This window comes from Lacinutrix salivirga (assembly GCF_053604675.1).
In genome coordinates, this window is the sequence record NZ_JBSHNP010000101.1 from 52,883 (window position 1) to 76,463 (window position 23,581).

The following is a 23,581-nucleotide window of genomic DNA, read 5'->3' on the forward strand; positions in this document are numbered from 1 at the left end:
ATAAATAATTATGATAAAAAACTACTGGAATAAAGGCGGAAAGCAAAAAAGGATAGTTGTAATCCTAACTTTAATTTTATTAATAGCCTTGTTTGTATTGCGAGACGATTACCAGCCAGCATTGCTATTTGTTAGAAAATATATATTTATAATCCTGTTAAGTGCTATTCTTTTATTCTTCGGATTACGAAAATTTAGAAGTTCGGCTTCCACAGGAAATCGAATTGGAATATTAGTACTGTTAATAGTCTTTTTTGGCGCTTTGTATATTATAGGTTGGCAAACAAAAATGTACGATTACATGAAAACCTATAACGTATTTAATAATCTTAATAAAGTAGAAATTGATGACTTACCCTTAACACAAAACGAGCGTATTCAACCTTTACGCAATATTTATTCTATGGCAAATGAAAGTGTTGGAGAAACTAAAGATGTCTCGTTACCACATTTAGTACGAGTAGATGATGAGAATAAATGGACTATGGCCATACAACCAACCGAAAAATACTATTGGCAAGGCTTAAGCGATAATACAGAAGAAGTGTTTTCGGTATCTAGTACAACACCTTTTCCACGTTTTTCTAACGAAAATCGTATTCCAGTAACCTTTTCCATTGGAGAATCTTTAAAATTTAGTCGTAACACGTACAATGCAGTTGTACAACGTTTTAATCCTTGGATGCTTTTAAATTATGAGCCAAGCGATACATTTTACATGAAAAACGATACAGGACAATGGGTTCAGGTAGTGAGTTTAATAAAATGGAAAGGTTTTTTCTTTCCTTATCCCACTTTTGGAGGCGTAATGGTTGTTGACAATGGAGCACATAATTTTAACGATTATATAGAGCGTATTTTAATTGGTAAAGGCACTTTCATCTCTCGAGAAGAGATTAAAAATTATCCGTTTTTAACCAAGCAAAATACATTGTCCGAAAAAGTGTCGCGCTTACAAGCCGAATCTTTAAAATTTTTAGGTGGATTTAACGATCCATTACCTTGGAATATGGAAACTGCAGTTAAAATTCCTGAATTACCAAAAGATCAAAACCAGCAACCGTTTGTAACCGATTTTGATTTTTCAGACACTAATGTACCAACCTACAGTGGTTTATACCATTGGTTTGGCTTAGAGCCAGTAGGAGACGAGCGTACAAGTTTAACTTTTAGTGTATTTGTACCAGCAGATGGAACAGACCAATTGTTTTATTATAATCACTCGGCTAAAAAACAAGGTTATGCAGGCGTTTCGGCAATGCCATTAAAGGTAAAAGAATCTAAAAAAGAATACGATTGGAGTGCAAATACACCAGTAGAATTTAGACCATATATAAAAAATATTGCAGGTCGTAAACGCTTATTCTTTTTAGGAACTGTATCTGCCATTAGCGAAACTAATGCCAAGCAATTTGATGGTTCTGCAACACCAGATTTAGCATTAATTGATAGCGAATACAGAGATGTAGTATGGATTGATGCTAAACATCCAAGCCAATGGGAGAAAACAATATACGACCAATTAAACGAAGCGTGGAGAGCAAGTGAAGGTATAGGAGAGTATTTTGTTGAAGACCAAAAAGTAATAGACGTCATTGAAGATATTAATAATCAATTTACAGCAATAGATTCCACAACTTTTAAAAATGGTATTAATAAAGATGGTAAAACTGTTGAAGAGTTACGTGGACAAATAGATTCTATTAAAAAAGCAAGAGAAGCTACAGAAATAGAGCGTTTACAACGTGAGTTAGATTCTTTGAAAGCCTTGAATTAAATGGGATGTAATGGTTATTTTTCATTTTTAAAACCTATTAATAAGGAGCTTCAAGCTAACTTAAGTGTTTTAAAGCTTAAAGAAATTACTAGCACTAATGATGATAAAAATTTCTTTACGCATTGGTTAAATGCAAATGAGTTTTTAATAAGTTTAAACTTTTCAATAGGCACAAATTATGTGTTTGATATACACTACAAGACTAAAAGTTCAATTATTGCTCATGGCGTTGTAGAAGAATTAGATGATAATACTGTAAAAATAAAGCTTCAAACAAGCACTAAATATTGGCTATTTACAATTTTAACCATTCCGTTTTTTGCACTCACTGTAAATTTTATTTTTGATTTAGAAATTCCTTTATTTTTGTTAATTCTTATTTTTCCTTTTTTTCTTTGTATTTATTTTATGTTGCACTTAATTGTATTTGAAGAAGAAAAGAAATTAATAGCCTCTTTTATTAAAATTATAAAAGCTCAATAAACTCCATTTTAATATCACATCGCTCATAGACACAATTTTCTTCGACAGGAATTTCTATAAATCCGAATTTGCGATATAAATAAATTGCGTTTTCTAGTTTTCGGCTAGAGTAGAGTAGTAGTCTTTTAAAAGAACTATTTTTAGCAAAATCAATACAATGTTGTAATAAGTGTTGTCCAATTTTTTGTCCTCTATAATTTGGAGACACTGCCATTTTGGTGAGTTCAAAAGCATTTTGTTTTGGTAATGGCATTAAAGCATAAGTACCAACAACTTTAGCGTTAAGTAGTGCAAAAAAGATAAAACCACCTTTGTTTATTATATAATCTTCTGGTTTGCTAAGCACTTCCTCGTCGTAAGGTTCTACATAAAAATAAGTGTCTAGCCACTCTCTATTAAGCGTATAAAAAGTATTGCTATACTCTTTTTTAAATGGGATAATATTAATTTCCATGAGCTCTAATAAAATCGGTAATAAGATAAGTAATTAGTTTTCCTACTTGGTTAGTTTGTTTTTTGGATGGAGCAGCTTCGCAAATGTGTAGGTATTTAATGTTCTGTTCTTTAGCAAATTCAGTTATAAAACGTCTGGCTTTTTCAACTGAAAACCCACTAGGTGTCATCGCACTACTTGGTATGTTGATTATACTGTCGCAATCTAATTCTAACCCAAAAGGCGCTTTGCAAACAAAGTTTTTTCCTTGTTTAATTCCTTTGTTAAAAGAGCTAGTTTTACTAATCTGCATCGCTTCATAGGACACAAAATCTAAAGATTTAGTAGTTTCAAATTGTTCAAAAATAGGTTGTGAGGTGTAATTGTTGTGCAATCCAAAAACAAAATAATTTTTTAAAAACCCTTCTTTTGTAGCATAACTAAATCCATTTCCGCTATGCCTACCTTCAAGAGCTCTAAAGTCTGTATGCGCATCAAAATTAATAGCGTTAATAGGCTTTTTTAAAGCAAGTGACGTCCCTTTAATCATTCCGTAGGCATTGTTATGTCCACCTCCAATAGCTATTGGAATTTTCCCTGCATTTACAATAGTTGACATTAGGTGACTAACGTGTGTATCGATGGTTTCGACTATAGATCGCGCTTTATTAAGGTCTTTTTTCTTATTCTGGTTAAGTGTTTTAATTTGTTCTTCTTCATCTGTAAAATCTAAATGACCCAAAAGAAGTAGTTTTTCTGGGTGTGTTAAAGGGTTACTTTGCACATTTAACAAAACTTTAATTGTAGCTTGCCAAGCCTTGTAAGCTCCTGTTTTTCCGTAGTTTGCAAAAACACCAACAGATTCTGGGATGCCTACTAAAACATATAAAACATCCAGACTTTTAAGAGCATCGTATATACTTGTGTTTGGCTGTAGTAGCTTAATATGTTCTCCAAATTTGGTTTCGCCTTGGCGTTTGTTTATAAATTTTTCTACATTTGACGAATTATAGACAACAAGTTTATCCATTTTTTTTGAATAGTTTTAGCATTTAAAATTACAGTTTTAATACTTAAAAAAATAATTATTAATCCAAAAACAAAGTTTTAACTTATAACTGTTGAATTTAATTTTTTATTTATGATGAATAGCACAAATAATGCAAGTAGTATTGGTTTAAAAGTAGCTTTAGGAATTGCTTTAGCGCTTTTTATTGGTACAGGAATTTATACTTCGTCTTTGTATAAAGAGAAGAAAGAAACCGAAACTCAACTTACTGAGGAAAAAGTTGCAGTCATGAAGGATTTAACCGCTATGGCAGCACAATATGACCTAGCAATTAATGAAAATGATATTGCAAACCAGAATTTAATTGAAGCTAAAGAACGTATTCAAGGTTTAATCGACTCGCTTCAAACCGCAGAAACCAACGTAAAAAGTTTGTGGAAGTACAAGAAAAAGTATTTAGCTTTACAAGACGAAATGAATACGTTATTAGCTGAAAACGACAAACTTAAAGTAGAAAACCAATTATTAGCAACCTCATTAGATAGTACACGTATTAAGTTAGACGAGCGTTTGGCTTTTAACGACTCTTTATTAATACAAAACACAGCTTTAGCACAAGTTGTAGAAAGTGCTGCAACATTAAATACTACTGGACTTAAAGGTTTTGGAGTTATTGAGCGTAGTTCTGGGAAATTAATACCAACAGAACGTGCAAGACGTAGCGATAAAATTAGAGTGTGTTTTACAGTTGCCAAAAACAAACTTATTGATGCTGGCGACAAACAATTATATGTTCAGGTTTTAGACCCTTTAAACAATATACTTGGAGCCAATGCAGCTGTACAGTTTGGAGAAGAAACATTAAATTATAGTATTATAAGTAAGTTTAATTATGAGAATGCGAATTTAAATATTTGCGAATTTATTCTTCCTGATGGCGATAAAAAGTTTGAAAAAGGACGTTACGTGGTTAATGTTTTTAGTGAAAACGAAAGAGTATCAACTTCTGAATTTACTTTAAGATAGTAAGAATATTATAAAACAAGCCCTTTAAAAAATGCCAATATGCTACAAAGTGTATTGGCGTTTTTTTGTTATAAACTGGCTATACAAGCTTCTCTAAAAGTCCAAATGTCTTTAAAAGTATAAGGTATATTATGTGATTGTATCCACTGTTTTAAATACGTTTTGTGCACATTTACTTTATAATCTCCAATGTCTTTTGGTTGTATAAAGTTTTCAGTTAAAAGGCTAGTAGTAAAAGCGTTATTGCTTTGTTCTTGTTTTGTAACATCACGTATTTTAGTATTGATTTTTAAATAGGTGTGTGCTTCTGGTAAATAGTCTAATTTATATTTTCTTAAAATACCACCAACTCCTTTGGTATTGGAGTCTTTCATTTTATAAATTCCTAAACAGAGATTGACTTCATTTTTATTATGCTCTATAGCTATTTGTTTTAAAAATGCATGTTTTGTGGAGCAGGTTCCTCTGTGCTCTATTAATACTAAAGTGTAATCGCTTCGGTCGGAGTTTCTTCCGTAGGGAAGTTGTTTAACAAATTCACAAAGTGAAATAAAATCACTTAAATCGTTAGCTAAACACAGTTGTGTTAATGGCGTTTTTGCAGTGAGTTTAAAGTTAAACGATTTGTCCATTTATAATCACTTTATCGATATGGTTTTCGCCAAAAGCGTAAGGTAAATAGTTATAACTTGGCACTGGTTTAGTGATAATTATATTTGCTTTTTTGCCTTTGGTAATGCTTCCATATTGGTTTTGAATTCCCATAGCATAAGCACCATTTATTGTGGCTGCATTTATGGCTTCTTCTGGTGTCATTCTTAATTTTATACACGCTGTGCTAAGTACAAAATTCATATTTCCGCTTGGTGTAGATCCAGGATTATAGTCTGATGCTATTGCTAAAGGCAAGCCTGCATCAATAAGTTGTCGGGCAGGAGTATAAGGAATATTTAAAAAATAGGAGCAAGAAGGTAAAGCCACAGGCATAGTTTCTGTGTTTTTTAGTGCATCTATATCTTCAGGTGTTAACTCTTCTAAATGGTCAACACTCAATGCATTATGTTTAACACCAAGTGCAATACCACCAAAAGCATTAAATTGATTGACATGGATTTTAGGTCTAAGACCATACTTTTTTCCTGCGGAAAGCATACGTTCTGTATCGTCTAAATCGAAATAACCTTTTTCACAAAATATATCTATATAATGTGCTAATTGCTCTTTTGCAATCTGCGGAAGCATCTCGTTAATAATTAAATTGAGATAGCCATTTTTATCATTTTTATATTCCTTTGGAAGTGCATGAGCACCTAAAAAGGTAGCTTTTACTTTTACAGGAAACTCCTTTTTTATACGCTTAATGACACGTAACATTTTAAGTTCTGCTTCTACAGTTAAACCATAGCCAGATTTAATTTCTATGGCTCCTGTACCTAATTGCATAACGTTTTTTAGACGTTTAACAGATTGGTTGTACAACTCTTCTTCGCTGGTGTTTTGAAGTCGTTCTGCCGAATTTAAAATCCCACCACCACGATTTGCAATAGCCTCGTAACTCAATCCATTTATTCTATCTACAAATTCTTGTTCACGATTTCCAGCATAAACAATATGTGTGTGACTATCGCACCAGGTTGGCAACACCATTTGTCCAGTAGCGTCAATTATAGTTTCTGCTGTTAGGTGACCAATATTATCCATTTCTCCAAAATCTACAATCGTATCGTGCTCAATTAGCACATACGCGTTTTTTAGAGTAGGAAGACTTTTCATAGCTTTGCCAGCTACTTTATTTACTGAGGTTTCTCTAATTTGAAGGAGTTCTTTAATATTTTTTATTAAAATGGACATAAGTTCTATTTTGAGCAATTATTTTAAAAGCATAAATTTAGCAATTAATTATTGTTTTTATCCCTAAACCAATGGACTATATAAAAGAAAACTATAAATTTATAGCAAGTTTTTATCCAATTTCTGAGCCAGTTTTTAAAAAGCTACAAGCTTTAGCTACTTATAAAAAACTAAAATCAAATATTCGTATTTTAGAAGCAGGCGAAGTACCAGATAAAATTTTTATAATTAACAAGGGTGTTATTCGCTCTTATATTCCTTTAGAAAATGGTAAAGAAGTTACTAAATCTTTATTTACACCAATTGTATTTTTCGCTTCGTTTAAAGCCTTGCTAAACCAATCACCTTCAGAAACTGTATATGAAACTTTAACCGATAGTGAAATCTATGAAATTGATTTTAAAGGCTTTGCAGAATTATGTAAAACAAATATTGAAGTACTTACCTTTTATTCTGAATTTCTAGAATCTTTAATACATGATAATGAAAAAAAATTTGTAGAGTTTGTATCGCACGATGCTAAAAAACGCTATTTAATGTTAAGGCAACGCATTCCTAATGTAGATAATTTAATACCGCAATACCAAATTGCTTCATATTTAAATATTACACCAGTGCAATTAAGTAGAATTCGTGCAAAACTATAATTTATTTATTAACCTATGTTAAGGGGTAAAATTGATTTGTTAACTATACTTGCACAAAGCTATTTTCTAAATCCCTAAGAACTAATAGCTGACTTTTTTAAGTAGAAAAGCCGATGACTTTATTGTCCATCGGCTTTTTGATATTTTAAATAGTTATGTTTAGAAGTACTGTTATTGCAAGCTTCCAACCATGTCTTCTGGTTTTACCCATTCGTCATAATCTTCTGCAGAAACATAACCTAAATTAATAGCTTCTTCTTTTAACGTTGTTCCATTTTTATGAGCAGTATTTGCAATCTCTGCGGCTTTATAGTATCCAATTTTAGTATTTAAAGCAGTGACTAACATTAGAGAGTTGTTTAACAGTTGCTTAATCACTTCGTGGTTTGGCTCAATTCCAGCAGCACAATGCTCATCGAAACTAGCACAAGCATCACCAATTAATTGTGCACTTTGTAAAATATTTGCAGCCATCATTGGTTTAAATACGTTAAGCTCGTAATGTCCTTGTGTGCCACCAACAGTAATAGCAACATCGTTACCCATTACTTGAGCACAAACCATTGTTAGAGCTTCGCATTGCGTAGGATTTACTTTTCCTGGCATTATAGAACTACCTGGTTCGTTTGCAGGAATTGTAATTTCTCCAATACCAGAACGAGGACCAGAAGCCATCATACGAATATCGTTTGCTATTTTATTTAGAGATACAGCTAATTGTTTTAAGGCACCATGAGTTTCTACAATAGCATCATGAGCAGCGAGTGCTTCAAATTTATTCTCTGCAGTTACAAAAGGTAATCCTGTAAATTGTGCAATGTATTTAGCCACTAAAACATCGTAACCGTTTGGTGTGTTTAAACCTGTACCAACAGCTGTTCCACCTAAAGCTAATTCTGCTAAATGAGGCAAAGTATTTTCTAAAGCTTTTAAACCATGATCTAATTGTGATACATAACCAGAAAATTCCTGACCAAGTGTTAAAGGTGTTGCATCCATTAAATGTGTACGACCAATTTTAACAACGTTTTTAAAGGCTATAGATTTTTCGTGTAAAGTGTTGCGTAATTGTATCACACCAGGAATAGTAGTTTCTACCACCTTTTTGTAAGCTGCAATGTGCATTCCTGTTGGAAACGTATCGTTAGAGGATTGTGACTTATTTACATCATCGTTTGGCTGAATTGTTTTGTCACCTTCACCAATAGTTTTACCAGCAATTTGGTGTGCTCTATTAGCAATAACTTCGTTAACATTCATATTACTTTGTGTCCCAGAACCTGTTTGCCAAATAACTAACGGAAATTGATCATCGTGCTGTCCATCTAAAATTTCGTCACATACTTTTGCTATCAAATCGCGTTTTTCTTCTGCTAAAACACCTAATTCTGCATTAGTATATGCAGCTGCTTTTTTTAAGTAAGCAAATCCATAAACAATTTCTAAAGGCATTGATGCTGCAGCACCAATTTTAAAGTTATTACGAGAACGTTCGGTTTGTGCTCCCCAAAGCTTATTGGCTGGCACTTTAACGTCTCCCATAGTGTCTTTTTCTATTCTGTATTCCATAGTGATGTTGATTAATTAGTGTGCAAAATTACGAAAATTTTAATGTTTTAATTATAAGTATTTGTTAATTAGAATAGCGTGTAAATTCTATAATTAATTATACTCAGTAGGATTTTTACCATTATATTTTTTAAATATTCTATTAAAATGGCTAGCATCTACAAATCCTGTTTTATCTGCAATTTCATTAATGGATAAATTTGATTGTTTTAATAAACGCTCTGCCATTTTTATTTTGGTTTGTATAACGTATTGTTGTATGGAAATACCAGCATGTTTTTTAATAAATATGCTAATGTAATTAGGTGACATGTGGAATTCTTCAGCAATAGTTTTAATCTTAATACGTTCTTTATGTAATACATTTTGCCTGATGTAACTTAACATGCGCTCAATTTTTTCAGAATTTGAACTTGTTGTACTTAGCTTATGTTTTAAGCTAGATTTTAAATTTCTAGATAATATGATTAGTAAAGCACCAAACAATTCAGTTAACACATTTCTACTATATACTTGCGGTTCATGCAATTCATTTTTTATCAATTCGTACAATCCAAAAAGTTGCGTTTTATCAGTATGATAATGCACAATACTTTCTGTAATTATATTTGAATGGAAAATTACAGTTTCAATATTTTTTCGCCAATAGGTACTGGAAGAAAAGGTGGCTTTTTCTAAAAATAATTGTTCGGTAAATTTTATAATACCAAATGTTGTGGGTTCAGCTATCACAAACTCGTGCTCATCTTTAGGAGTTAAAAAAAAGAGATCACCTTTATTGTAATCTATAACAGTATCATTTAAAATGTGGTGTCCAGAGCCTTTTAAAATAAATGTTAGTTCAAAAAAGTTATGATTATGTCTGGGATAACCCCATTCCTCAACAGCTTCAAACTCTAAGACATCTAAATTTTTGGTAATATAAAAACGTTTCGACATAGTGTAATATAATTATACAAATATACAATGTATTTGTACAACTATATAACTTCCAGTTACTGCTATCTTTGTACCATATAAAAACAGTTAATTATGAAAAAATCAATAGTTATAACATTAGCAGGTGCATTATTTTTATTTATAGGATTGACCTCTTGCCAAAAAAGCGATAGGAAAATTGAAAAACAAACTAACGTTAAAATTAAAAAAGCAGACAAGAGCTATTGGCCAAACGATGCGCAATTAGTGATTTCAATTTCTATGCAATTTGAAACAGGTGGACAGCCAGAAGGTGCCGAGAGTCCGTTCTCTGGTAACCCATTACCAAAAGGCAATCCAGATATGCCAGCAGAAAGTTAGTTTCGTTATGGTGCGAAAGAAGGTGTTTATAGAATGTTAGACCTTTGGGAAAAGCACAATGTAAAAGTCACTTCGCATGTTGTTGGAGAAGCTGCAATAACATATCCGGAAGTTGCAAAAGCCATAGCAATTGGTGGACACGAGATTGCAGCACATGGCATTGCTTGGAGCGATCAATGGGATTTAAGTTATGAAGACGAGTTGCGATTTATTAAAAAAGGAATCGATACAGTAGAAGCTATTACAGGACAACGTGGTCGTGGTTATAATGCCAATTGGTTGCGTCGTGGACCAAACACTTTAAAGGTATTGCAAGAGTTAGATTTTTTATACCATATAGATGATTTAAGTAGAGACGAGCCTTTTATAACTAAAGTAAGAGGTAAGGATTTTGTGGTTATGCCTTACACACTTAGAAATAATGATATTGTAAATATTGAAGGAAAATCGTGGAGTCCAGACCAACATTTAGCACAATTAAAAATGGAATTCGACCAATTATATGCAGAAGGAGCTACTAAGAGACGCATGATGTCTGTAAGTATGCACGATCGTATTGGTGGAGCTCCAGCTGTAGTTAATGCAGTAGATCAATTTATTGAATATGCAAAACAACACGAAGGCGTTGTATTTATGAGGAAAGATGACATTGCAAATATGATTAAAAACGATCCGAATACACCCATTGATAATTCTGAAATTGAATTCAATAGATAAACTATGATTAGTAAAACAATCAATAATGAAGGACATTGGGATTCTTTTTGGACGGAAGAATTAAAAGAAGCTCTAAAAAAAGCAGAAACTAACGATAATGTTGGTGAGTATTTATTACTTGAAACAGAGAGCTTTAAAGTGTGGAGTATTAGTTTAGAAAAAGGAAAATCCTTGCCATTTCATAAACATAACAAACCTTACTTTTATACAGCAAATCGTAAAGGAAAGTCACGTTCTTTTTTTTCTAACGGAAAAATAGTAGAAACAGAATACGAAACAAACGATATTAAGCATTTTAAGAATTTAAGCGAAGACCATTATTTTATTCATAATTTAGAAAATATAGGCAGCACAACCTTAAAATTTACAACAGTAGAATTTAAAAAATGAGATTCCCGCTTTCTCGGGAAATAACTATGAAAAACACACTTTTTACACCATATAGCATGAATGGCATTTCTTTAGAAAATCGTTTTCTAATGGCACCAATGACGCGTTCTAGAGCATCACAACCAGGAGATATACCAAACGCATTAATGGCAAAATATTACGGACAAAGAGCTTCCGCAGGACTTATAATTAGCGAAGCTACACAAATCTCTTTACAAGGAAAAGGCTACTCTAAAACACCTGGAATTTATACACAAGAGCAAATTGAAGGTTGGAAATTAGTAACCGACCAAGTGCATAAAAAAGGAAGTAAAATATTCTTACAATTATGGCATGTTGGTCGTGTGAGCTCTTCTAAAGTAAATGGACTGCAACCTATTGGACCATCTGCGAAAATAGCTAAAGAAACTAATGTATATATTTTTGATGGTGCGCCAAATGGCGACGCTACTTTTGTGCCAGTTGAAACACCAAAAGAAATGACTAAAGCCGATATAAAACAAGTAATTGAAGAGTTTAGAATTGGTGCAAAAAATGCCATTGAGGCAGGTTTTGATGGTGTAGAAATACATGCAGCTAATGGCTATTTAATCGATCAGTTTTTAAGAAGTAATTCTAACGAAAGGAAAGACGATTATGGTGGAAGTAAAGAAAACAGAGTACGTATTTTAAATGAAATTACTGAGGCTGTTGCCAACGAAATAGGAACAGAAAAAACAGGTGTTCGCTTATCGCCATTTATTAGTTTTAAAGACATGAATGATCCAGAAATTTTAGAGACCATACAAATTGCTGCAAAAGCATTAGAAAAAATAGGTGTTACTTATATTCATTTATGTGAAGCAGATTGGGATGATGCGCCTGAAATCCCACAGGATTTTAGAGTTGAATTAAGAAAAAATTTCTCCAAAACTATTATAGCAACTGGTAATAAAACGCCAAAACAAGCCAATGATTTATTAGGAGATAATTTAGTGGATTTAGTTGGTTTTGGAAGAAAATTTTTAACCAATCCAGACTACCCAAAACGGGTAAAACTAAATGCTGAAATGAACGAAATTAGCGATAATCATACACTGTTTGGAGGAGGAACAGCTAGAGGTTATACAGATTATCCGTTTTTATAACTAAAAAAACATTAAGTAAAAGGAGAGTCATTTATTTTTAAATCTAATAGTTTTAAACTAAACTTTAATACGTAAATCCAATTTTAATTCCTCCCCATTTTGCGGAAGAACCTGTTGTAAATTCGCGAGTGATAGCAGAGCGAGAATACTCAAAATAGAGTGTTCTCGTTTTTAATACTAAACCATAATTATATTGCGCAGTAAAACGAGTAATGTCACTAGAAGCAATTGTATATGGACTTTTTGTATTAAAAACTCCACCTTGTAAAGTAGCATCGTAACCAACAAGTGTTGCAATGGGTTGAAAATAAGCATACACTTTAAAATGTTTAGTAGAGTTTGATATAGAGAAAGGAGTATTAATAATCCCAAGAGTGGCATTAAATCCTACAGAAGCATTGGTAAATAACGTTCCTAATTTAAGGTTACTATGCGCTTGTAGAGAGAATAAGTTATTATTTTTATAGAGTTGTTTTTCGAAACCTATTTCGTAATTAATAACAACATCGTTTTTAATTTGGTGTTTCCAACCTTTCGGGATTTTATTGCCTGTTGCTTTGTGGATGCCAACTTGCATTTCTTCTCCAAAAGCTCCAGGACCAATAATTCCTATGTTTAATGAAGATGTAAAACGCGATTTATTTTCAAAATTTGAAGAGATTATAAAACTCTTCAACATAATTGCAGCAGCAAAAGGCCTGTCGCCAAACTGGATATCTTCACTTTCATAATCGTTTGGCGTAAAACCAATATGCTCTAAAGATAAACCGTATTTAATAGTGGAATGTTTCGGTTTTAGGAATACAACATTTATTGGGTTTTTTGCTAAACTTTTTAAAACTAACTCAAAATTATAACCTTGCGTGTAATTCTCGTCGGTTGCAGCAAAGTAATCGTTTTCATAATTATATCTAAAATAGCTTTCGCGCTTAATATCCCGAAAAGAGATTAAATTATCTATTTTTTGAGCATAAGTGATGCTTGTAAAACTTACAAAAAAGAGTAGGAGTAATATATGTTTGTTCATACCACTACTTACGCTATTTATTAGGTTTTGGTTTTGTTATTGGTTGATTAATAATGTGCATTATTGTATCAGTTTTTAAAAGAAATTAATTTTTCTTTATAAACTAATATTTATAACTATTAAGTCTTTCTTTTAATAACTCTGTTAATAATTTTAGACTTTGTATTGTTTAAAAAAGGAGATTGCTTTATATTTGCCTAAGATTTAAACCACAATTAAACGCATTATGTTCGAATTTGACCAATATTTAGGCTTTTTAGCATTTTTAACTATCTTAACCATAGGCTTTTGGTTAATGATTTTTTTAATAACTTTTGTTGTTCCTTATTGGATTGGAGGAAGCTTAATGGAGCGTTTAAAAGAAATTAAAGAAGAAAAAAAGGCTAAGCGTAACGCTTAAACTTAAAAATTATAACTTAAAAAAGAGGAAATTCTATTAGAATTTCCTCTTTTTTGTTTTTATAGGTGTTGTAAAGAAAAGTACTATAAATAGCGTTTCAATAAATATTTAAAGAGTTTACCGAACACTACACACTAAAACTTATCCTTCAAACTCCATATCGTCGCCATCTCCACGTCCACCACGTTCACGCTTCTTTTTCTGGTTAAAGCGGTAAGTAAACGATAAATTAAAACTACGCTCTCTCCATTGGAATTCGCTATCGCTTATATACGTTGGAGTAGTGGTTGTTTGTTGTCTTTTTCGGCTATTAAATAAATCACTAACGTTAAATGCTATAGAGGCTTTTTCTTTAAATAAGTCTTTACTAAATGCCATAGAAGTAGATAAAATCCCTTCGTTTTTATTTTGAGCATCTTCACTTGGACCTCTATAAAATATATTTGTTTGCCAATCTATGCTTGCTGGTAAAGTATATTTATTACTTAAACGTGCAAACCAACTAGTGTTTTTATTGTCTAACGATAAGCCATTTGGTGTTGTTCCATTAACTTCCGATTGAAAAAAGTTAAAATTTGTGTTTATACGCCATTTTCTCGAAGGACTATAAGTTACTGTAAACTCTGCACCAATTCTGTCTTGAGTAGCTAAGTTTATAGGAGTACGTTCAATAATTGGGATTTCTTGTCCTGAAATTGTTGCCGTTTCTCCAGTATCAAAATTTATATAATTAAACACATCTGTTGCATGAGAATAATAGGTAGAGGCATTGATAGTAAATTTTCCAAAACGTTTTAAATAGCCTAAATCAAACTGACCAGAGTAACTTGGGTCTAATTCTGGGTTTCCTCTAAAAACATTAGTTAAACTAGAAAACGATGGGAATGGATTTATAAAATACGAACGTGGTCTTCGTAATCGTCTGGCATAACCTAATGTTACATTTTCTTTATCACTAAGCTCGTAACTTAAATTTACCGTTGGAAATAATCCAGTGTAATTTCTTTTGCTATAATCACCACTTGTTGGTTGGTCTATAGTTAATTGTGTGTTTTCTAAGCGTAACCCTAAAAGGTAAGAGAATTTACCCATTTTACTACCAAATTGCGTATAAACAGCAGTTAGGTTTTCTTTATAATTAAACAAATTAGATTGCGTATTGTCTAACACCAATACATTGTCTGAGTTTAAGGATTTTACTATAAAGTCTGTAGATTGTGAGTTGTAATTTCCTCTATAACCTGCTTCAAACTGACTGTTCTCACCAATAGGTAACACATAATCTGTTTGTAACAAAATACGACTTTGCTCCTCAATGCTAGAAATATCGTTTGTTAAAACATTGTCGGACTGGACTAAGGAGTTTTCACTTTCGTTGTTGTCCTCATATTGAAAATCGAAAGTTAATTTATGTCCACTAGTATTAAAATCTTTATTAAAATTAACTGAATATTGTACCGTTTTATCATCCTCTAATTCTGGATCTAAACGTACATTAGTTGTGGTGTTTCCAAAAGCGTCTGTTTGGAACGTTGTATTTGTTGTATTTCTTTCATTATCACTATCTCTATAAAATACAGAAGTAGTTAACGAAGCCGAATCGTTAATATACCATTCTACACCAAAATTTGTGTTTAATCCTTTACGAATACGATCGTATTCTCTAATTTCTTCAGTAAATATATCTGGATTGTCTTCGATTAAATTTCCATTATCATCAAAAACTCTATTTAAAAATTGTGTATTAGAGTAGGAGTTTCCTGGAGCTTCTCTATAACTATAACCAGTTGTATTAAAAATATTTAAATCACCAGTTCTGTAGTTAATATTACCAGAAATTCCTGCAGATGGATTATAACCTACATTAGTAGTTATTGCTCCATTTAGGCCTTGTAGTTTGCTACGACGTAAAATTATATTTAAAATTCCTGCAGTACCTTCAGCATCATATCTTGCTGATGGTGAGGTAATCACTTCAACTTTTTCAATTGATTCTGCTGGTAGTTGACGTAAAGCATCTGTAGAATTTAATCCTACTAATCCTGAAGGTTTCCCGTTAATTAAAATACGAACGTTATCATTTCCGCGTAAAGCGACATTTCCTTCAACATCTACAGAAACAGAAGGCACATTATCTAAAACATCACTTACTGTACCACCACTAACAGTTAGGTCTTTACCTACGTTATAGATTTTTTTATCTAGCCTAATTTCTACAGTGGTTTTTTCGGCAATAATTTCGATTTCGCCTAAAGATTGCGCATCGATATCTAATCTTTGAGTCCCAAAATCTTCGTCTTTTGTAATTGTTTTTACTCCTAGATCTTTAGTCTTAAATCCAATATACTCAATAGCTACATTGTAAGTGCCTGTTTCTACAGGAATGCTGTAAGCACCTTTTATATCTGTTATCCCTCCAGTAACTTTGCTTGGTGTATTTACATCTTTAAATATAACTGTAGCAAATTCTAAAGGCTCTTGTGTATCGTTATCTAAAACAATACCCTTTATTGTTACCTCTTTGCCTTCTGGTGTTTGAGCAAAGCTTGTTGTAGAAATTAAAAATAAAGCAATTAAAGAAAATAAATAGTTTTGCATAATCTTAGTTTTGGTAGTAAGACCGCAAAAATACCCTTTGGTTTAACCTTAATTGGTTAAAGGTTTGTTAAATGAAATTAACGTTTTGTTAAAGGAATTTGTAAGACTATATAATATCTAATACTTTTTCTGGAGGTCTGCCAATTATAGCTATGTTATTATTAACAATAATTGGTCTTTCTATTAATTTGGGGTAACTAATCATAGCGTCAATAAGCTCTGCATCAGTTAATGTTTTGCCTTTAAAATGGTCTTTCCAAGCCGCTTCGTTTTTTCTAATTAATTCCATAGGTGTAATACCTAATAATTTAATGAGGTGTTTTAGTTCTGTTTTAGTAGGTACATTTTCTAAATACTTAATAACCTCAAATTCTTGTTTAGAGTCTTCAACTAGTTTTAATGCATTTCGGGATTTACTGCAACGGTTGTTGTGATATATTTGTATCATTAAAAAGGTCTTTTTATTTCCGCGTAAGTTAAAGATTTAAATTATAATTGGTCAGATTCTGTTGTTTGTTGTCCCATCATCATTAAATAGGCTTTTAAAAAGGGTTCGATATCGCCATCCATTACAGCATCTACGTTTCCTGTTTCGTGACCAGAACGTACATCTTTTACAAGTTTATAAGGATGCATGACGTAATTACGGATTTGGCTTCCCCATTCTATCTTCATTTTACCAGCTTCTATATCTTCGCGTTGTGCTAATTGCTTTTGTAATTCTATTTCGTAAAGTTGTGATTTTAGCATTTGCATTGCTCTAGCTCTATTGTCGTGTTGAGAGCGTGTTTCGGAGCATGAAATTTGAATGCCAGTTGGCTTGTGTGTTAACTGCACTTTGGTTTCTACTTTATTAACATTTTGTCCACCAGCTCCACTAGATCTAGCAGTTGTAATGTCTATATCTGCAGGGTTTATTTCAATTTCTATAGAGTCGTCCACTAAAGGATACACATATACCGAAGCAAAACTTGTGTGGCGTTTAGCATTACTATCAAAAGGAGAAATACGTACTAAACGATGAACACCATTTTCACCTTTTAACCAACCAAAGGCATAATCGCCTTCAATTTCTATAGTTACAGTTTTTATACCAGCAACGTCACCTTCTTGGAAGTTGAGTTCTTTAACTTTAAAACCACTTTTTTCGGCATACATTAAATACATACGCATAAGCATTTGTGCCCAATCGCAACTTTCTGTACCACCAGCTCCTGCTGTAATTTGAAGAACAGCACTTAAACTGTCACCTTCTTCGGAGAGCATATTTCTAAACTCTAAGGCTTCGATTAAAGTTGTGGCTTTTTCAAATCGAGACTCTACATCTGCTAAAGGCGCTTCGTCTTCTTTAAAAAACTCGTAAACAACCTCAAGGTCTTCAACTAAAGTTTTTGAGTTTTCATAATCTTCAATCCATTTTTTCTTTACTCGCAAGGATTTCATAATAGCTTCTGCTGCTTTAGAGTCGTTCCAGAAATTGGGATCAAAAGTTTGTTCTTCTTCGTTTTGTATTTCTATACGTTTTGCATCTATGTCAAAGATACTGCCTAAGTGCATCTAGGCGTGTATTGAGGTCTTTTATTTGATCTGAAGTAATCATTGTTTAGAATTTAAAACAAATGTATAATTTAATGAGTAAGTGCAAAATTAATACGAATATATTTTATAGTTTTATCTGAAAAATTTTTAAATATGATTATAGATTTAAGAAGCGATACGGTTACAAAACCAACAAAAGGCATGTTAGATGCTATGATGCAAGCCAAAGTTGGAGATGATGTCTATAAAGAAGATGAAACTGTAAATGCTTTAGAAGATCGTTTGGCTAAACTATTTGGGAAATCTCATGCTTTATTTTTCCCAACAGGAACTATGGCAAATCAAACTGCTTTAAAATTACATACCAATCCTGGAGACCAGGTTATATGCGATAAATATGCACATATTTATAATTACGAAGGAGGAGGAGCCTCTTTTAATAGTGGGATTTCTTGTAAATTATTAGATGGTAATAGAGGTATGTTTACAGCAGACCAAGTTTTAGAAGCTATAAATCCGCCCGATTTTTACCATAGTCCTTTAACAAGCCTAGTCGCAATAGAAAACACTACTAATAAAGGAGGAGGAGCATGTTGGGATTACCAAGAATTAAAGCAAATAAAACAAGTCTGTAAAAATCATAATTTAGGTTATCACTTAGATGGAGCACGTATTTGGAATGCTTTGGCTGTAAAAAAAGAATCTGCAAAAGCGTATGGAGAAGTGTTTGATACCATTTCTGTTTGTTTAAGTAAAGGTTTGGGTTGTCCATCAGGTTCTGTATTAATAGGAGACGAATTTTTAATGAAACATGCCATTAGAATCCGTAAAATTTTAGGAGGTGGCATGCGACAAGTAGGGTATTTAGCTGCTGCAGGATTATTTGCTTTAGATAATAACTTAGAGCGTTTAAAGGAAGATCATAAAAAAGCAAAAGAAATTGCAAGGGTTTTAAAAATGGTTAAAGGTATTTATAAAGTTGATCCTGTAGAAACAAATATTATAGTTTTTCAACTTGAAAATACTATCGATAGTAATAAATTTATAAGAAAATTACAACAAGATAATCTTCTTATTAGTGATATGGGAAATGGTAAGTTGCGCATAGTCACGCACTTAGATTATACTAACCAACAACATAGCTGGTTTTTAGCCTATTTAAAGTCCATTAACCTTAATTCTTTGTAAATATGATGATTATAAATTTTATTATCATTTAAACCTATTAAAAATGTATTTGGTCGAAATAGTTAACAATTTTTAACATTTAAGTAGGCTTTAAGTTTGATAAGTATTTTTTTTGTACGAAATTAGTAAACCTTGCTAGAAGTAATTTTAGCATTAAAAATTAATCTATAAATAACCATTTAAATCATTAAAAGAAATGAAAAAAGTATTACTAACAATTTTATCTTTTGTAGTGTGTGTGTCAGCATTTGCTCAAGATTTACCAACAAATCCTGAACCAGGAAAATGTTACGTTCGTTGTGTAACTCCAGATGTTTGGGTTAATCAAGATGTAACTATCCAAGTAGCACCAGCTTACAAAAAGTTAAGCACAGTGCCAGCAAGATACGAAACAACTACAGAGACTGTAGTAGTAGCAGACGCAAGTCAAAAATTAGAAGTAGTTCCTGCACAGTACGAAACTCAAACGTTTACAGTAGTAACTCAAGCGGCTTCTCAACGTTTAGAGAAAGTAGCATCTAGAACAGAAACTCAAACTGAAACTGTTGTTGTAAAACAAGCTAGTCAACGTTTAGAAGTTGTTCCTGCAGTTTACGAAACTCAAACTTTTGAGGTAGTAACTCAGCCAGCTAGTCAGAAATTAGAAATAGTTCCTGCTCAATACGAAACGCAAGATGTTACTGTAGTGGTACAAGAAGCGTCTCAACGTTTAGAGGTTGTACCTGCAGAATATGGTACAGAAACATTATCATACAAGAAAAGAGAATATGGTTCGTCTTTAAGAATTGTACCTGCTCAGTTTTCTTCTAACTACCAAGTTATAGAGACTAAGCCAGCTACTGCTAAATGGGGAATGAGTGATACACCAGCTGCGGATTGTGCATCTAGTGATCCTAACGATTGTAGATACTGGTGTTACACAGCAGTTCCTGCTCAAAACATAACTATAAACACTACTGAGTTAGCAGCAGATGCTAGTTTTGTAAGAACTCCAGATTGTGATACTTCTTCATCTAACGATGATTGTGGAATGGCAACTTACACAAAAAGAATTGTAACTAAGCCAGCTACTACAAGAGTAATTGATATTCCTGCTGTTACAAAAACAGTTAAGAAAACTGTAATGGTAACACCTCCAACAACACGAGTAATTCCTATTCCAGAGCAAAAAAGAACAATGAAGCGTACTGTAATGGTAACGCCTCCAACAACAAGAGTAATTGATATTCCTGCAGAAACTAAAACTGTAACTAAAACTATCATTATTCCTGAAACTACAAGAGTTGTTGATATTCCTGAACAAACTACTACAATGAAGCGTACTGTAATGGTAACTCCTCCAACTACAAGAGCTGTTGAAGTACCACAAAGAACATCTACAATTAAGAAAACAGTATTAGTAGAAGATTCTAAAGTTGTTGAAACTACAGTTCCTCCAGTATCTAAAACAGTTACTAAAGAAGTGTTGCAAACAAAAGGTGGTTTAACTACTTGGAAAGAAGTTGATTGTAAAATTGTTGAATATAACGACTTAAACATAAACTGGAACTTAGGTTCTGCAACATTAACTCCTGCTGCTAAAGCAGAGATTGATGCAAAATTATTACCAGTTCTTGCTGATGGTGTATCAGTAGAAATTGCTTCTCATACAGATTCTAGAGGTTCTAAAGCTAACAACCGTTCTTTATCAGAAAGAAGAGCACAAGCTGTAACTAACTACTTAATCTCTAAAGGTATCAACTCTTCAAGAATTGTATCTAACGGATTTGGTGAGTCTAGATTAACTAACAGATGTTCTGATGGTGTTTCTTGTACAGAAAGAGAGCACTTAGCAAACAGAAGAACTCAATTTAGAGTAATTAACGCTAACTAAGCTTAGTACTACTTACATATAAAAAAAAGGGAACCAATTTGGTTCCCTTTTTTATTATATCATACTCTCAATTTAATTTTAGATTGAAATTTTTTATTTAAACATATCCATTCCAGGAATGTTTGGCATACCTTCTTTAGCCACAGCAGCAATTTCGGCATCATTAATTTTAGTTGCTTTTTCAATAGCTTTATTAAGTGTTAATACCAAATAATCTTCAAGCTGCTCTTTATCTTCCAATAAACTATCATCAATAACAATAGATTTTAGTTCTCTATTGGCAGTTAAAGTAACTTTAAGTAAATTGTCACTACTTTGTTCATCTACTAAAACAGTGTCTAAACGTTTTTTAGTGTCTTCTACTTTTTGTTGGGTTTCTTTAAATTTACCCATCATTCCCATAAGGTCTCCAAACATAATTATAAGTTTTAAAATTTATTACAAAGCTATATAAATTTCATATTTTTATAAACTGAATTTTAATTATTAAATACTTAAATTTTTTGAAACTAAATCCTAATTATCCAATAGCACCAAAACTACCTAAAACATTAGTAATCCATAACGACGAGCGTATAGATGATTACTTTTGGTTAAATAATAGAGAAAACAAAGATGTTATTGATTATTTAGAAGCAGAGAATGAATATACAAAAAACACCTTAGCGCATACTGAAGACTTTCAACATTCTTTATTTGAAGAAATGAAAGCAAGAATAAAAGAAGATGATGAGTCTGTACCTTATAAACTAAATGGCTATTGGTATATTACAAAATTTGAAAAAGGTAAAGATTACCCAATATATACTAGAAAAAAAGAAACATTACACGCTAAAGAAGAGTTGCTTTTTGATTGTAATGAGATGGCAAAAGACTATGATTACTTTAAACTTGGCAGTATTTCTGTGAGTCCTGATAATCGTTTAGCTGCGTTTTCAACAGATACTGTAAGTAGAAGGCAATACACAATTCAAATAAAAAATTTAGAAACAGGTATAATTTATAAAGATAAGATTGAAAATACCACAGGAAGCGCAACTTGGGCAAATGATAATAAAACCTTGTTTTATGCAAGAAAAGACGAAGTTACCTTACGATCAGACACCATATTTAAACATAAATTTGGAGATGCTGTAGAAAATGATACCATTGTGTATCATGAAAAAGACGATACATTTAATACGTTTGTTTATAAATCTAAATCTAAAAAATACATTATAATTGGTTCTGCAAGTACATTAACAACTGAGTATCAAATTTTAAATGCAGATACACCAGGCGAGTCTTTTAAGCTATTTCAATCGCGTGTAAGAGGCTTAGAATATTCAATTTCGCATTATAAAGACCATTTTTATATACTTACCAATGCAGATAAAGCAACAAATTTTAAGCTTCAAAAAACGCCAGTACAAGCAACCGAGAAACAATTTTGGAAAGATGTAATTACACACAGAGAAAATGTACTTTTAGAAGACATTGAACTTTTCTCAGAGTATCTTGTGGTCACAGAAAGAGAAAATGGATTAAATAAAATTAGAATTATAAATTGGGATGGTAATGAAGATTATTATTTGCCATTAAAAGGCGAAACCTATACTGCCTATGTTGGTAATAATCCAGATTTTAATAGTAATGTGTTACGTTACAGTTACAACTCTTTGTCAACACCAGCTTCTGTAATAGACTATAATTTTAAAAAGAAAACAAAATCTATAAAAAAGCAACAAGAAGTTTTAGACGCTAATTTTGATAGCAGTAATTACCAAACGGAACGTATTTGGGCAACTGCTAGAGATGGCGTTAAAATCCCAATATCTTTAATTTATAAAAAAGGAATTGTATTAAATGGTACAAATCCCTTATTTCAATACGCTTATGGGTCTTATGGTTCTACAATTGATCCCTATTTTTCGTCTATACGATTAAGTTTGCTAGACAGAGGTTTTATATTTGCCATAGCTCATGTAAGAGGAGGAGAGTATTTAGGACGTTCATGGTATGAAGATGGTAAATTGCTTAAAAAGAAAAACACATTTTACGATTTTATAGATTGTTCATTACATTTAATTGAAAATAAGTACACCTCTTCACAACATTTATATGCTTCAGGAGGCTCAGCAGGAGGATTGTTAATGGGAGCAATAATAAATTTAAAACCAGAATTATATAAAGCTGTAATAGCTGCAGTACCTTTTGTTGATGTTGTAACTACAATGTTAGACGATACTATTCCATTAACAACAGGAGAATATGATGAATGGGGAAATCCAAATCAAGAAGATTACTATCATTATATAAAATCCTATTCGCCTTATGATAATATTGAGCGCAAAGACTATCCTAATCTATTAGTAACCACAGGATTGCACGATTCTCAAGTGCAGTATTGGGAACCTGCAAAATGGGTAGCCAAACTTAGAGACTATAAAACCGACTCTAACATTTTGCTTTTACATACCAACATGAAAACAGGACATGGTGGTGCTTCAGGCCGTTTTGAAAGTTTAAAAGAAGTCGCTTTAGAGTATGCATTTATATTGGATTTTGAAGGAATTAGTTCGTAAAAAAAAAAATGCTTATTTTTGCGAGGTTTTAGGTTACAATAAATAATTTGAGTAACGCTTAAAA

The 23,581-nt window shown here is 32.2% G+C and carries 22 protein-coding genes and 1 pseudogene; 12 read left to right on the forward strand and 11 right to left on the reverse strand.

Annotation, left to right across the window (positions count from 1 at the left end; all coding sequences use genetic code 11):
• Positions 1 to 10: 10 nt before the first annotated feature.
• Both ACVC5O_RS06755 and ACVC5O_RS06760 read left to right on the forward strand, forming a co-directional pair.
• Positions 11 to 1,777, forward strand: a complete 1,767-nt coding sequence (locus ACVC5O_RS06755; RefSeq protein ID WP_452220713.1) for a hypothetical protein — start codon at positions 11 to 13, stop codon at positions 1,775 to 1,777.
• Positions 1,778 to 2,260: a hypothetical protein gene (locus ACVC5O_RS06760; RefSeq protein ID WP_452220714.1), complete on the forward strand. Its 483-nt coding sequence runs from the start codon at positions 1,778 to 1,780 to the stop codon at positions 2,258 to 2,260.
• Here ACVC5O_RS06760 and ACVC5O_RS06765 read toward each other — a convergent pair.
• Both ACVC5O_RS06765 and ACVC5O_RS06770 read right to left on the reverse strand, forming a co-directional pair.
• A complete protein-coding gene (locus ACVC5O_RS06765) occupies positions 2,244 to 2,714 on the reverse strand; it encodes a GNAT family N-acetyltransferase (RefSeq protein ID WP_452220715.1) in 471 nt (156 codons plus the stop codon). The two genes, ACVC5O_RS06760 and ACVC5O_RS06765, sit on opposite strands and share 17 nt — an antisense overlap.
• A complete protein-coding gene (locus ACVC5O_RS06770; protein WP_452220716.1) occupies positions 2,704 to 3,723 on the reverse strand; it encodes a formimidoylglutamase in 1,020 nt (339 codons plus the stop codon). The genes ACVC5O_RS06765 and ACVC5O_RS06770 overlap by 11 nt, the downstream gene beginning before the upstream one ends.
• A gap of 111 nt (positions 3,724 to 3,834) precedes the next feature.
• Here ACVC5O_RS06770 and ACVC5O_RS06775 point away from each other — a divergent pair, with 111 nt between their 5' ends.
• The gene (locus tag ACVC5O_RS06775; protein ID WP_452220717.1) at positions 3,835 to 4,728 is read left to right on the forward strand and encodes a chromosome partitioning protein ParA; all 894 of its coding nucleotides are present in this window, start codon (positions 3,835 to 3,837) and stop codon (positions 4,726 to 4,728) included.
• A gap of 68 nt (positions 4,729 to 4,796) precedes the next feature.
• On the opposite strand, the gene ACVC5O_RS06780 is transcribed toward ACVC5O_RS06775, so the two are convergent.
• Positions 4,797 to 5,360: a hypothetical protein gene (locus ACVC5O_RS06780; protein WP_452220718.1), complete on the reverse strand. Its 564-nt coding sequence runs from the start codon at positions 5,358 to 5,360 to the stop codon at positions 4,797 to 4,799.
• Positions 5,344 to 6,579 (reverse strand): imidazolonepropionase, encoded by a 1,236-nt coding sequence (hutI, locus tag ACVC5O_RS06785; RefSeq protein ID WP_452220719.1) that lies wholly within the window; start codon positions 6,577 to 6,579, stop codon positions 5,344 to 5,346. The genes ACVC5O_RS06780 and hutI overlap by 17 nt, the downstream gene beginning before the upstream one ends.
• A gap of 71 nt (positions 6,580 to 6,650) precedes the next feature.
• Here hutI and ACVC5O_RS06790 point away from each other — a divergent pair, with 71 nt between their 5' ends.
• Positions 6,651 to 7,226, forward strand: coding sequence for a Crp/Fnr family transcriptional regulator (locus ACVC5O_RS06790; RefSeq protein WP_452220720.1), 576 nt, complete (start codon positions 6,651 to 6,653; stop codon positions 7,224 to 7,226).
• Between the two features lie 171 nt (positions 7,227 to 7,397).
• Here ACVC5O_RS06790 and fumC read toward each other — a convergent pair whose 3' ends face one another.
• Both fumC and ACVC5O_RS06800 read right to left on the reverse strand, forming a co-directional pair.
• Positions 7,398 to 8,795 (reverse strand): class II fumarate hydratase, encoded by a 1,398-nt coding sequence (fumC, locus tag ACVC5O_RS06795; RefSeq protein ID WP_452220721.1) that lies wholly within the window; start codon positions 8,793 to 8,795, stop codon positions 7,398 to 7,400.
• A gap of 93 nt (positions 8,796 to 8,888) precedes the next feature.
• Positions 8,889 to 9,734, reverse strand: coding sequence for an AraC family transcriptional regulator (locus tag ACVC5O_RS06800; RefSeq protein ID WP_452220722.1), 846 nt, complete (start codon positions 9,732 to 9,734; stop codon positions 8,889 to 8,891).
• A gap of 93 nt (positions 9,735 to 9,827) precedes the next feature.
• On the opposite strand from ACVC5O_RS06800, the gene ACVC5O_RS06805 reads away from it, so the two are divergent.
• The 4 genes and pseudogenes from ACVC5O_RS06805 (at position 9,828) to ACVC5O_RS06820 (ending at position 12,328) form a co-directional block, all read left to right on the forward strand.
• Entirely contained in the window at positions 9,828 to 10,094 is a 267-nt protein-coding gene (locus tag ACVC5O_RS06805) for a hypothetical protein (protein WP_452220723.1), read from the forward strand.
• A 21-nt stretch (positions 10,095 to 10,115) separates the two neighbouring features.
• Positions 10,116 to 10,811, forward strand: a pseudogene (locus tag ACVC5O_RS06810) (polysaccharide deacetylase family protein); the annotation flags it as partial.
• A gap of 3 nt (positions 10,812 to 10,814) precedes the next feature.
• A complete protein-coding gene (locus ACVC5O_RS06815) occupies positions 10,815 to 11,201 on the forward strand; it encodes a hypothetical protein (protein WP_452220724.1) in 387 nt (128 codons plus the stop codon).
• Positions 11,202 to 11,227: 26 nt separating this feature from the next.
• On the forward strand, positions 11,228 to 12,328 hold the full coding sequence (locus ACVC5O_RS06820; protein ID WP_452220725.1) for an alkene reductase: 1,101 nt from the start codon (positions 11,228 to 11,230) through the stop codon (positions 12,326 to 12,328).
• A 64-nt stretch (positions 12,329 to 12,392) separates the two neighbouring features.
• On the opposite strand, the gene ACVC5O_RS06825 is transcribed toward ACVC5O_RS06820, so the two are convergent.
• Entirely contained in the window at positions 12,393 to 13,355 is a 963-nt protein-coding gene (locus tag ACVC5O_RS06825; protein ID WP_452220726.1) for a lipid A deacylase LpxR family protein, read from the reverse strand.
• Positions 13,356 to 13,581: 226 nt separating this feature from the next.
• Between ACVC5O_RS06825 and ACVC5O_RS06830 the strand changes: the two genes are divergently transcribed.
• Complete coding sequence (locus ACVC5O_RS06830; RefSeq protein ID WP_452220727.1) at positions 13,582 to 13,755, forward strand: hypothetical protein; 174 nt, start codon at positions 13,582 to 13,584, stop codon at positions 13,753 to 13,755.
• 141 nt (positions 13,756 to 13,896) lie between these two features.
• Here the strand turns inward: ACVC5O_RS06830 and ACVC5O_RS06835 are convergent, their stop codons facing one another.
• The 3 genes from ACVC5O_RS06835 to prfB form a co-directional block, all read right to left on the reverse strand.
• Positions 13,897 to 16,353 carry a TonB-dependent receptor domain-containing protein gene (locus tag ACVC5O_RS06835; protein WP_452220728.1) on the reverse strand — a complete coding sequence of 819 codons (2,457 nt, stop codon included), beginning with the start codon at positions 16,351 to 16,353 and terminating at the stop codon, positions 13,897 to 13,899.
• A gap of 106 nt (positions 16,354 to 16,459) precedes the next feature.
• Positions 16,460 to 16,801 carry an arsenate reductase (glutaredoxin) gene (gene arsC / locus ACVC5O_RS06840; protein ID WP_452220729.1) on the reverse strand — a complete coding sequence of 114 codons (342 nt, stop codon included), beginning with the start codon at positions 16,799 to 16,801 and terminating at the stop codon, positions 16,460 to 16,462.
• A 41-nt stretch (positions 16,802 to 16,842) separates the two neighbouring features.
• Positions 16,843 to 17,953, reverse strand: a protein-coding gene (gene prfB, locus ACVC5O_RS06845) for a peptide chain release factor 2 (protein ID WP_452220730.1) whose coding sequence is annotated in 2 segments (ribosomal slippage) — positions 16,843 to 17,889 and positions 17,891 to 17,953 — 1,110 coding nt in all. Because the reading frame shifts where the segments join, the coding sequence is not laid out codon by codon here.
• Between the two features lie 92 nt (positions 17,954 to 18,045).
• Here prfB and ACVC5O_RS06850 point away from each other — a divergent pair.
• Positions 18,046 to 19,080 (forward strand): threonine aldolase family protein, encoded by a 1,035-nt coding sequence (locus ACVC5O_RS06850; protein WP_452220731.1) that lies wholly within the window; start codon positions 18,046 to 18,048, stop codon positions 19,078 to 19,080.
• Positions 19,081 to 19,276: 196 nt separating this feature from the next.
• Positions 19,277 to 20,953, forward strand: a complete 1,677-nt coding sequence (locus ACVC5O_RS06855; protein ID WP_452220732.1) for an OmpA family protein — start codon at positions 19,277 to 19,279, stop codon at positions 20,951 to 20,953.
• Between the two features lie 93 nt (positions 20,954 to 21,046).
• Here ACVC5O_RS06855 and ACVC5O_RS06860 read toward each other — a convergent pair whose 3' ends face one another.
• Positions 21,047 to 21,370, reverse strand: coding sequence for a YbaB/EbfC family nucleoid-associated protein (locus ACVC5O_RS06860; RefSeq protein ID WP_452220733.1), 324 nt, complete (start codon positions 21,368 to 21,370; stop codon positions 21,047 to 21,049).
• 86 nt (positions 21,371 to 21,456) lie between these two features.
• On the opposite strand from ACVC5O_RS06860, the gene ACVC5O_RS06865 reads away from it, so the two are divergent.
• Positions 21,457 to 23,517 carry a S9 family peptidase gene (locus ACVC5O_RS06865; protein WP_452220734.1) on the forward strand — a complete coding sequence of 687 codons (2,061 nt, stop codon included), beginning with the start codon at positions 21,457 to 21,459 and terminating at the stop codon, positions 23,515 to 23,517.
• Positions 23,518 to 23,581: the final 64 nt, after the last annotated feature.

Excerpts from the sequence above, each read along its gene's own strand:
- ACVC5O_RS06805 (WP_452220723.1), top strand. The coding sequence starts at position 9,828 with ATGAAAAAATCAATAGTTATAACATTAGCAGGTGCATTATTTTTATTT.
- ACVC5O_RS06780 (WP_452220718.1), bottom strand. The coding sequence starts at position 5,360 with ATGGACAAATCGTTTAACTTTAAACTCACTGCAAAAACGCCATTAACA.
- arsC (WP_452220729.1), bottom strand. The coding sequence starts at position 16,801 with ATGATACAAATATATCACAACAACCGTTGCAGTAAATCCCGAAATGCA.
- ACVC5O_RS06855 (WP_452220732.1), top strand. The coding sequence starts at position 19,277 with ATGAAAAAAGTATTACTAACAATTTTATCTTTTGTAGTGTGTGTGTCA.
- ACVC5O_RS06775 (WP_452220717.1), top strand. The coding sequence starts at position 3,835 with ATGATGAATAGCACAAATAATGCAAGTAGTATTGGTTTAAAAGTAGCT.
- ACVC5O_RS06820 (WP_452220725.1), top strand. The coding sequence starts at position 11,228 with ATGAAAAACACACTTTTTACACCATATAGCATGAATGGCATTTCTTTA.
- ACVC5O_RS06860 (WP_452220733.1), bottom strand. The coding sequence starts at position 21,370 with ATGTTTGGAGACCTTATGGGAATGATGGGTAAATTTAAAGAAACCCAA.
- fumC (WP_452220721.1), bottom strand. The coding sequence starts at position 8,795 with ATGGAATACAGAATAGAAAAAGACACTATGGGAGACGTTAAAGTGCCA.
- ACVC5O_RS06800 (WP_452220722.1), bottom strand. The coding sequence starts at position 9,734 with ATGTCGAAACGTTTTTATATTACCAAAAATTTAGATGTCTTAGAGTTT.
- ACVC5O_RS06755 (WP_452220713.1), top strand. The coding sequence starts at position 11 with ATGATAAAAAACTACTGGAATAAAGGCGGAAAGCAAAAAAGGATAGTT.
- ACVC5O_RS06830 (WP_452220727.1), top strand. The coding sequence starts at position 13,582 with ATGTTCGAATTTGACCAATATTTAGGCTTTTTAGCATTTTTAACTATC.
- ACVC5O_RS06835 (WP_452220728.1), bottom strand. The coding sequence starts at position 16,353 with ATGCAAAACTATTTATTTTCTTTAATTGCTTTATTTTTAATTTCTACA.
- ACVC5O_RS06825 (WP_452220726.1), bottom strand. The coding sequence starts at position 13,355 with ATGAACAAACATATATTACTCCTACTCTTTTTTGTAAGTTTTACAAGC.
- ACVC5O_RS06790 (WP_452220720.1), top strand. The coding sequence starts at position 6,651 with ATGGACTATATAAAAGAAAACTATAAATTTATAGCAAGTTTTTATCCA.
- ACVC5O_RS06850 (WP_452220731.1), top strand. The coding sequence starts at position 18,046 with ATGATTATAGATTTAAGAAGCGATACGGTTACAAAACCAACAAAAGGC.
- ACVC5O_RS06765 (WP_452220715.1), bottom strand. The coding sequence starts at position 2,714 with ATGGAAATTAATATTATCCCATTTAAAAAAGAGTATAGCAATACTTTT.
- ACVC5O_RS06770 (WP_452220716.1), bottom strand. The coding sequence starts at position 3,723 with ATGGATAAACTTGTTGTCTATAATTCGTCAAATGTAGAAAAATTTATA.
- ACVC5O_RS06760 (WP_452220714.1), top strand. The coding sequence starts at position 1,778 with ATGGGATGTAATGGTTATTTTTCATTTTTAAAACCTATTAATAAGGAG.
- ACVC5O_RS06815 (WP_452220724.1), top strand. The coding sequence starts at position 10,815 with ATGATTAGTAAAACAATCAATAATGAAGGACATTGGGATTCTTTTTGG.
- hutI (WP_452220719.1), bottom strand. The coding sequence starts at position 6,579 with ATGTCCATTTTAATAAAAAATATTAAAGAACTCCTTCAAATTAGAGAA.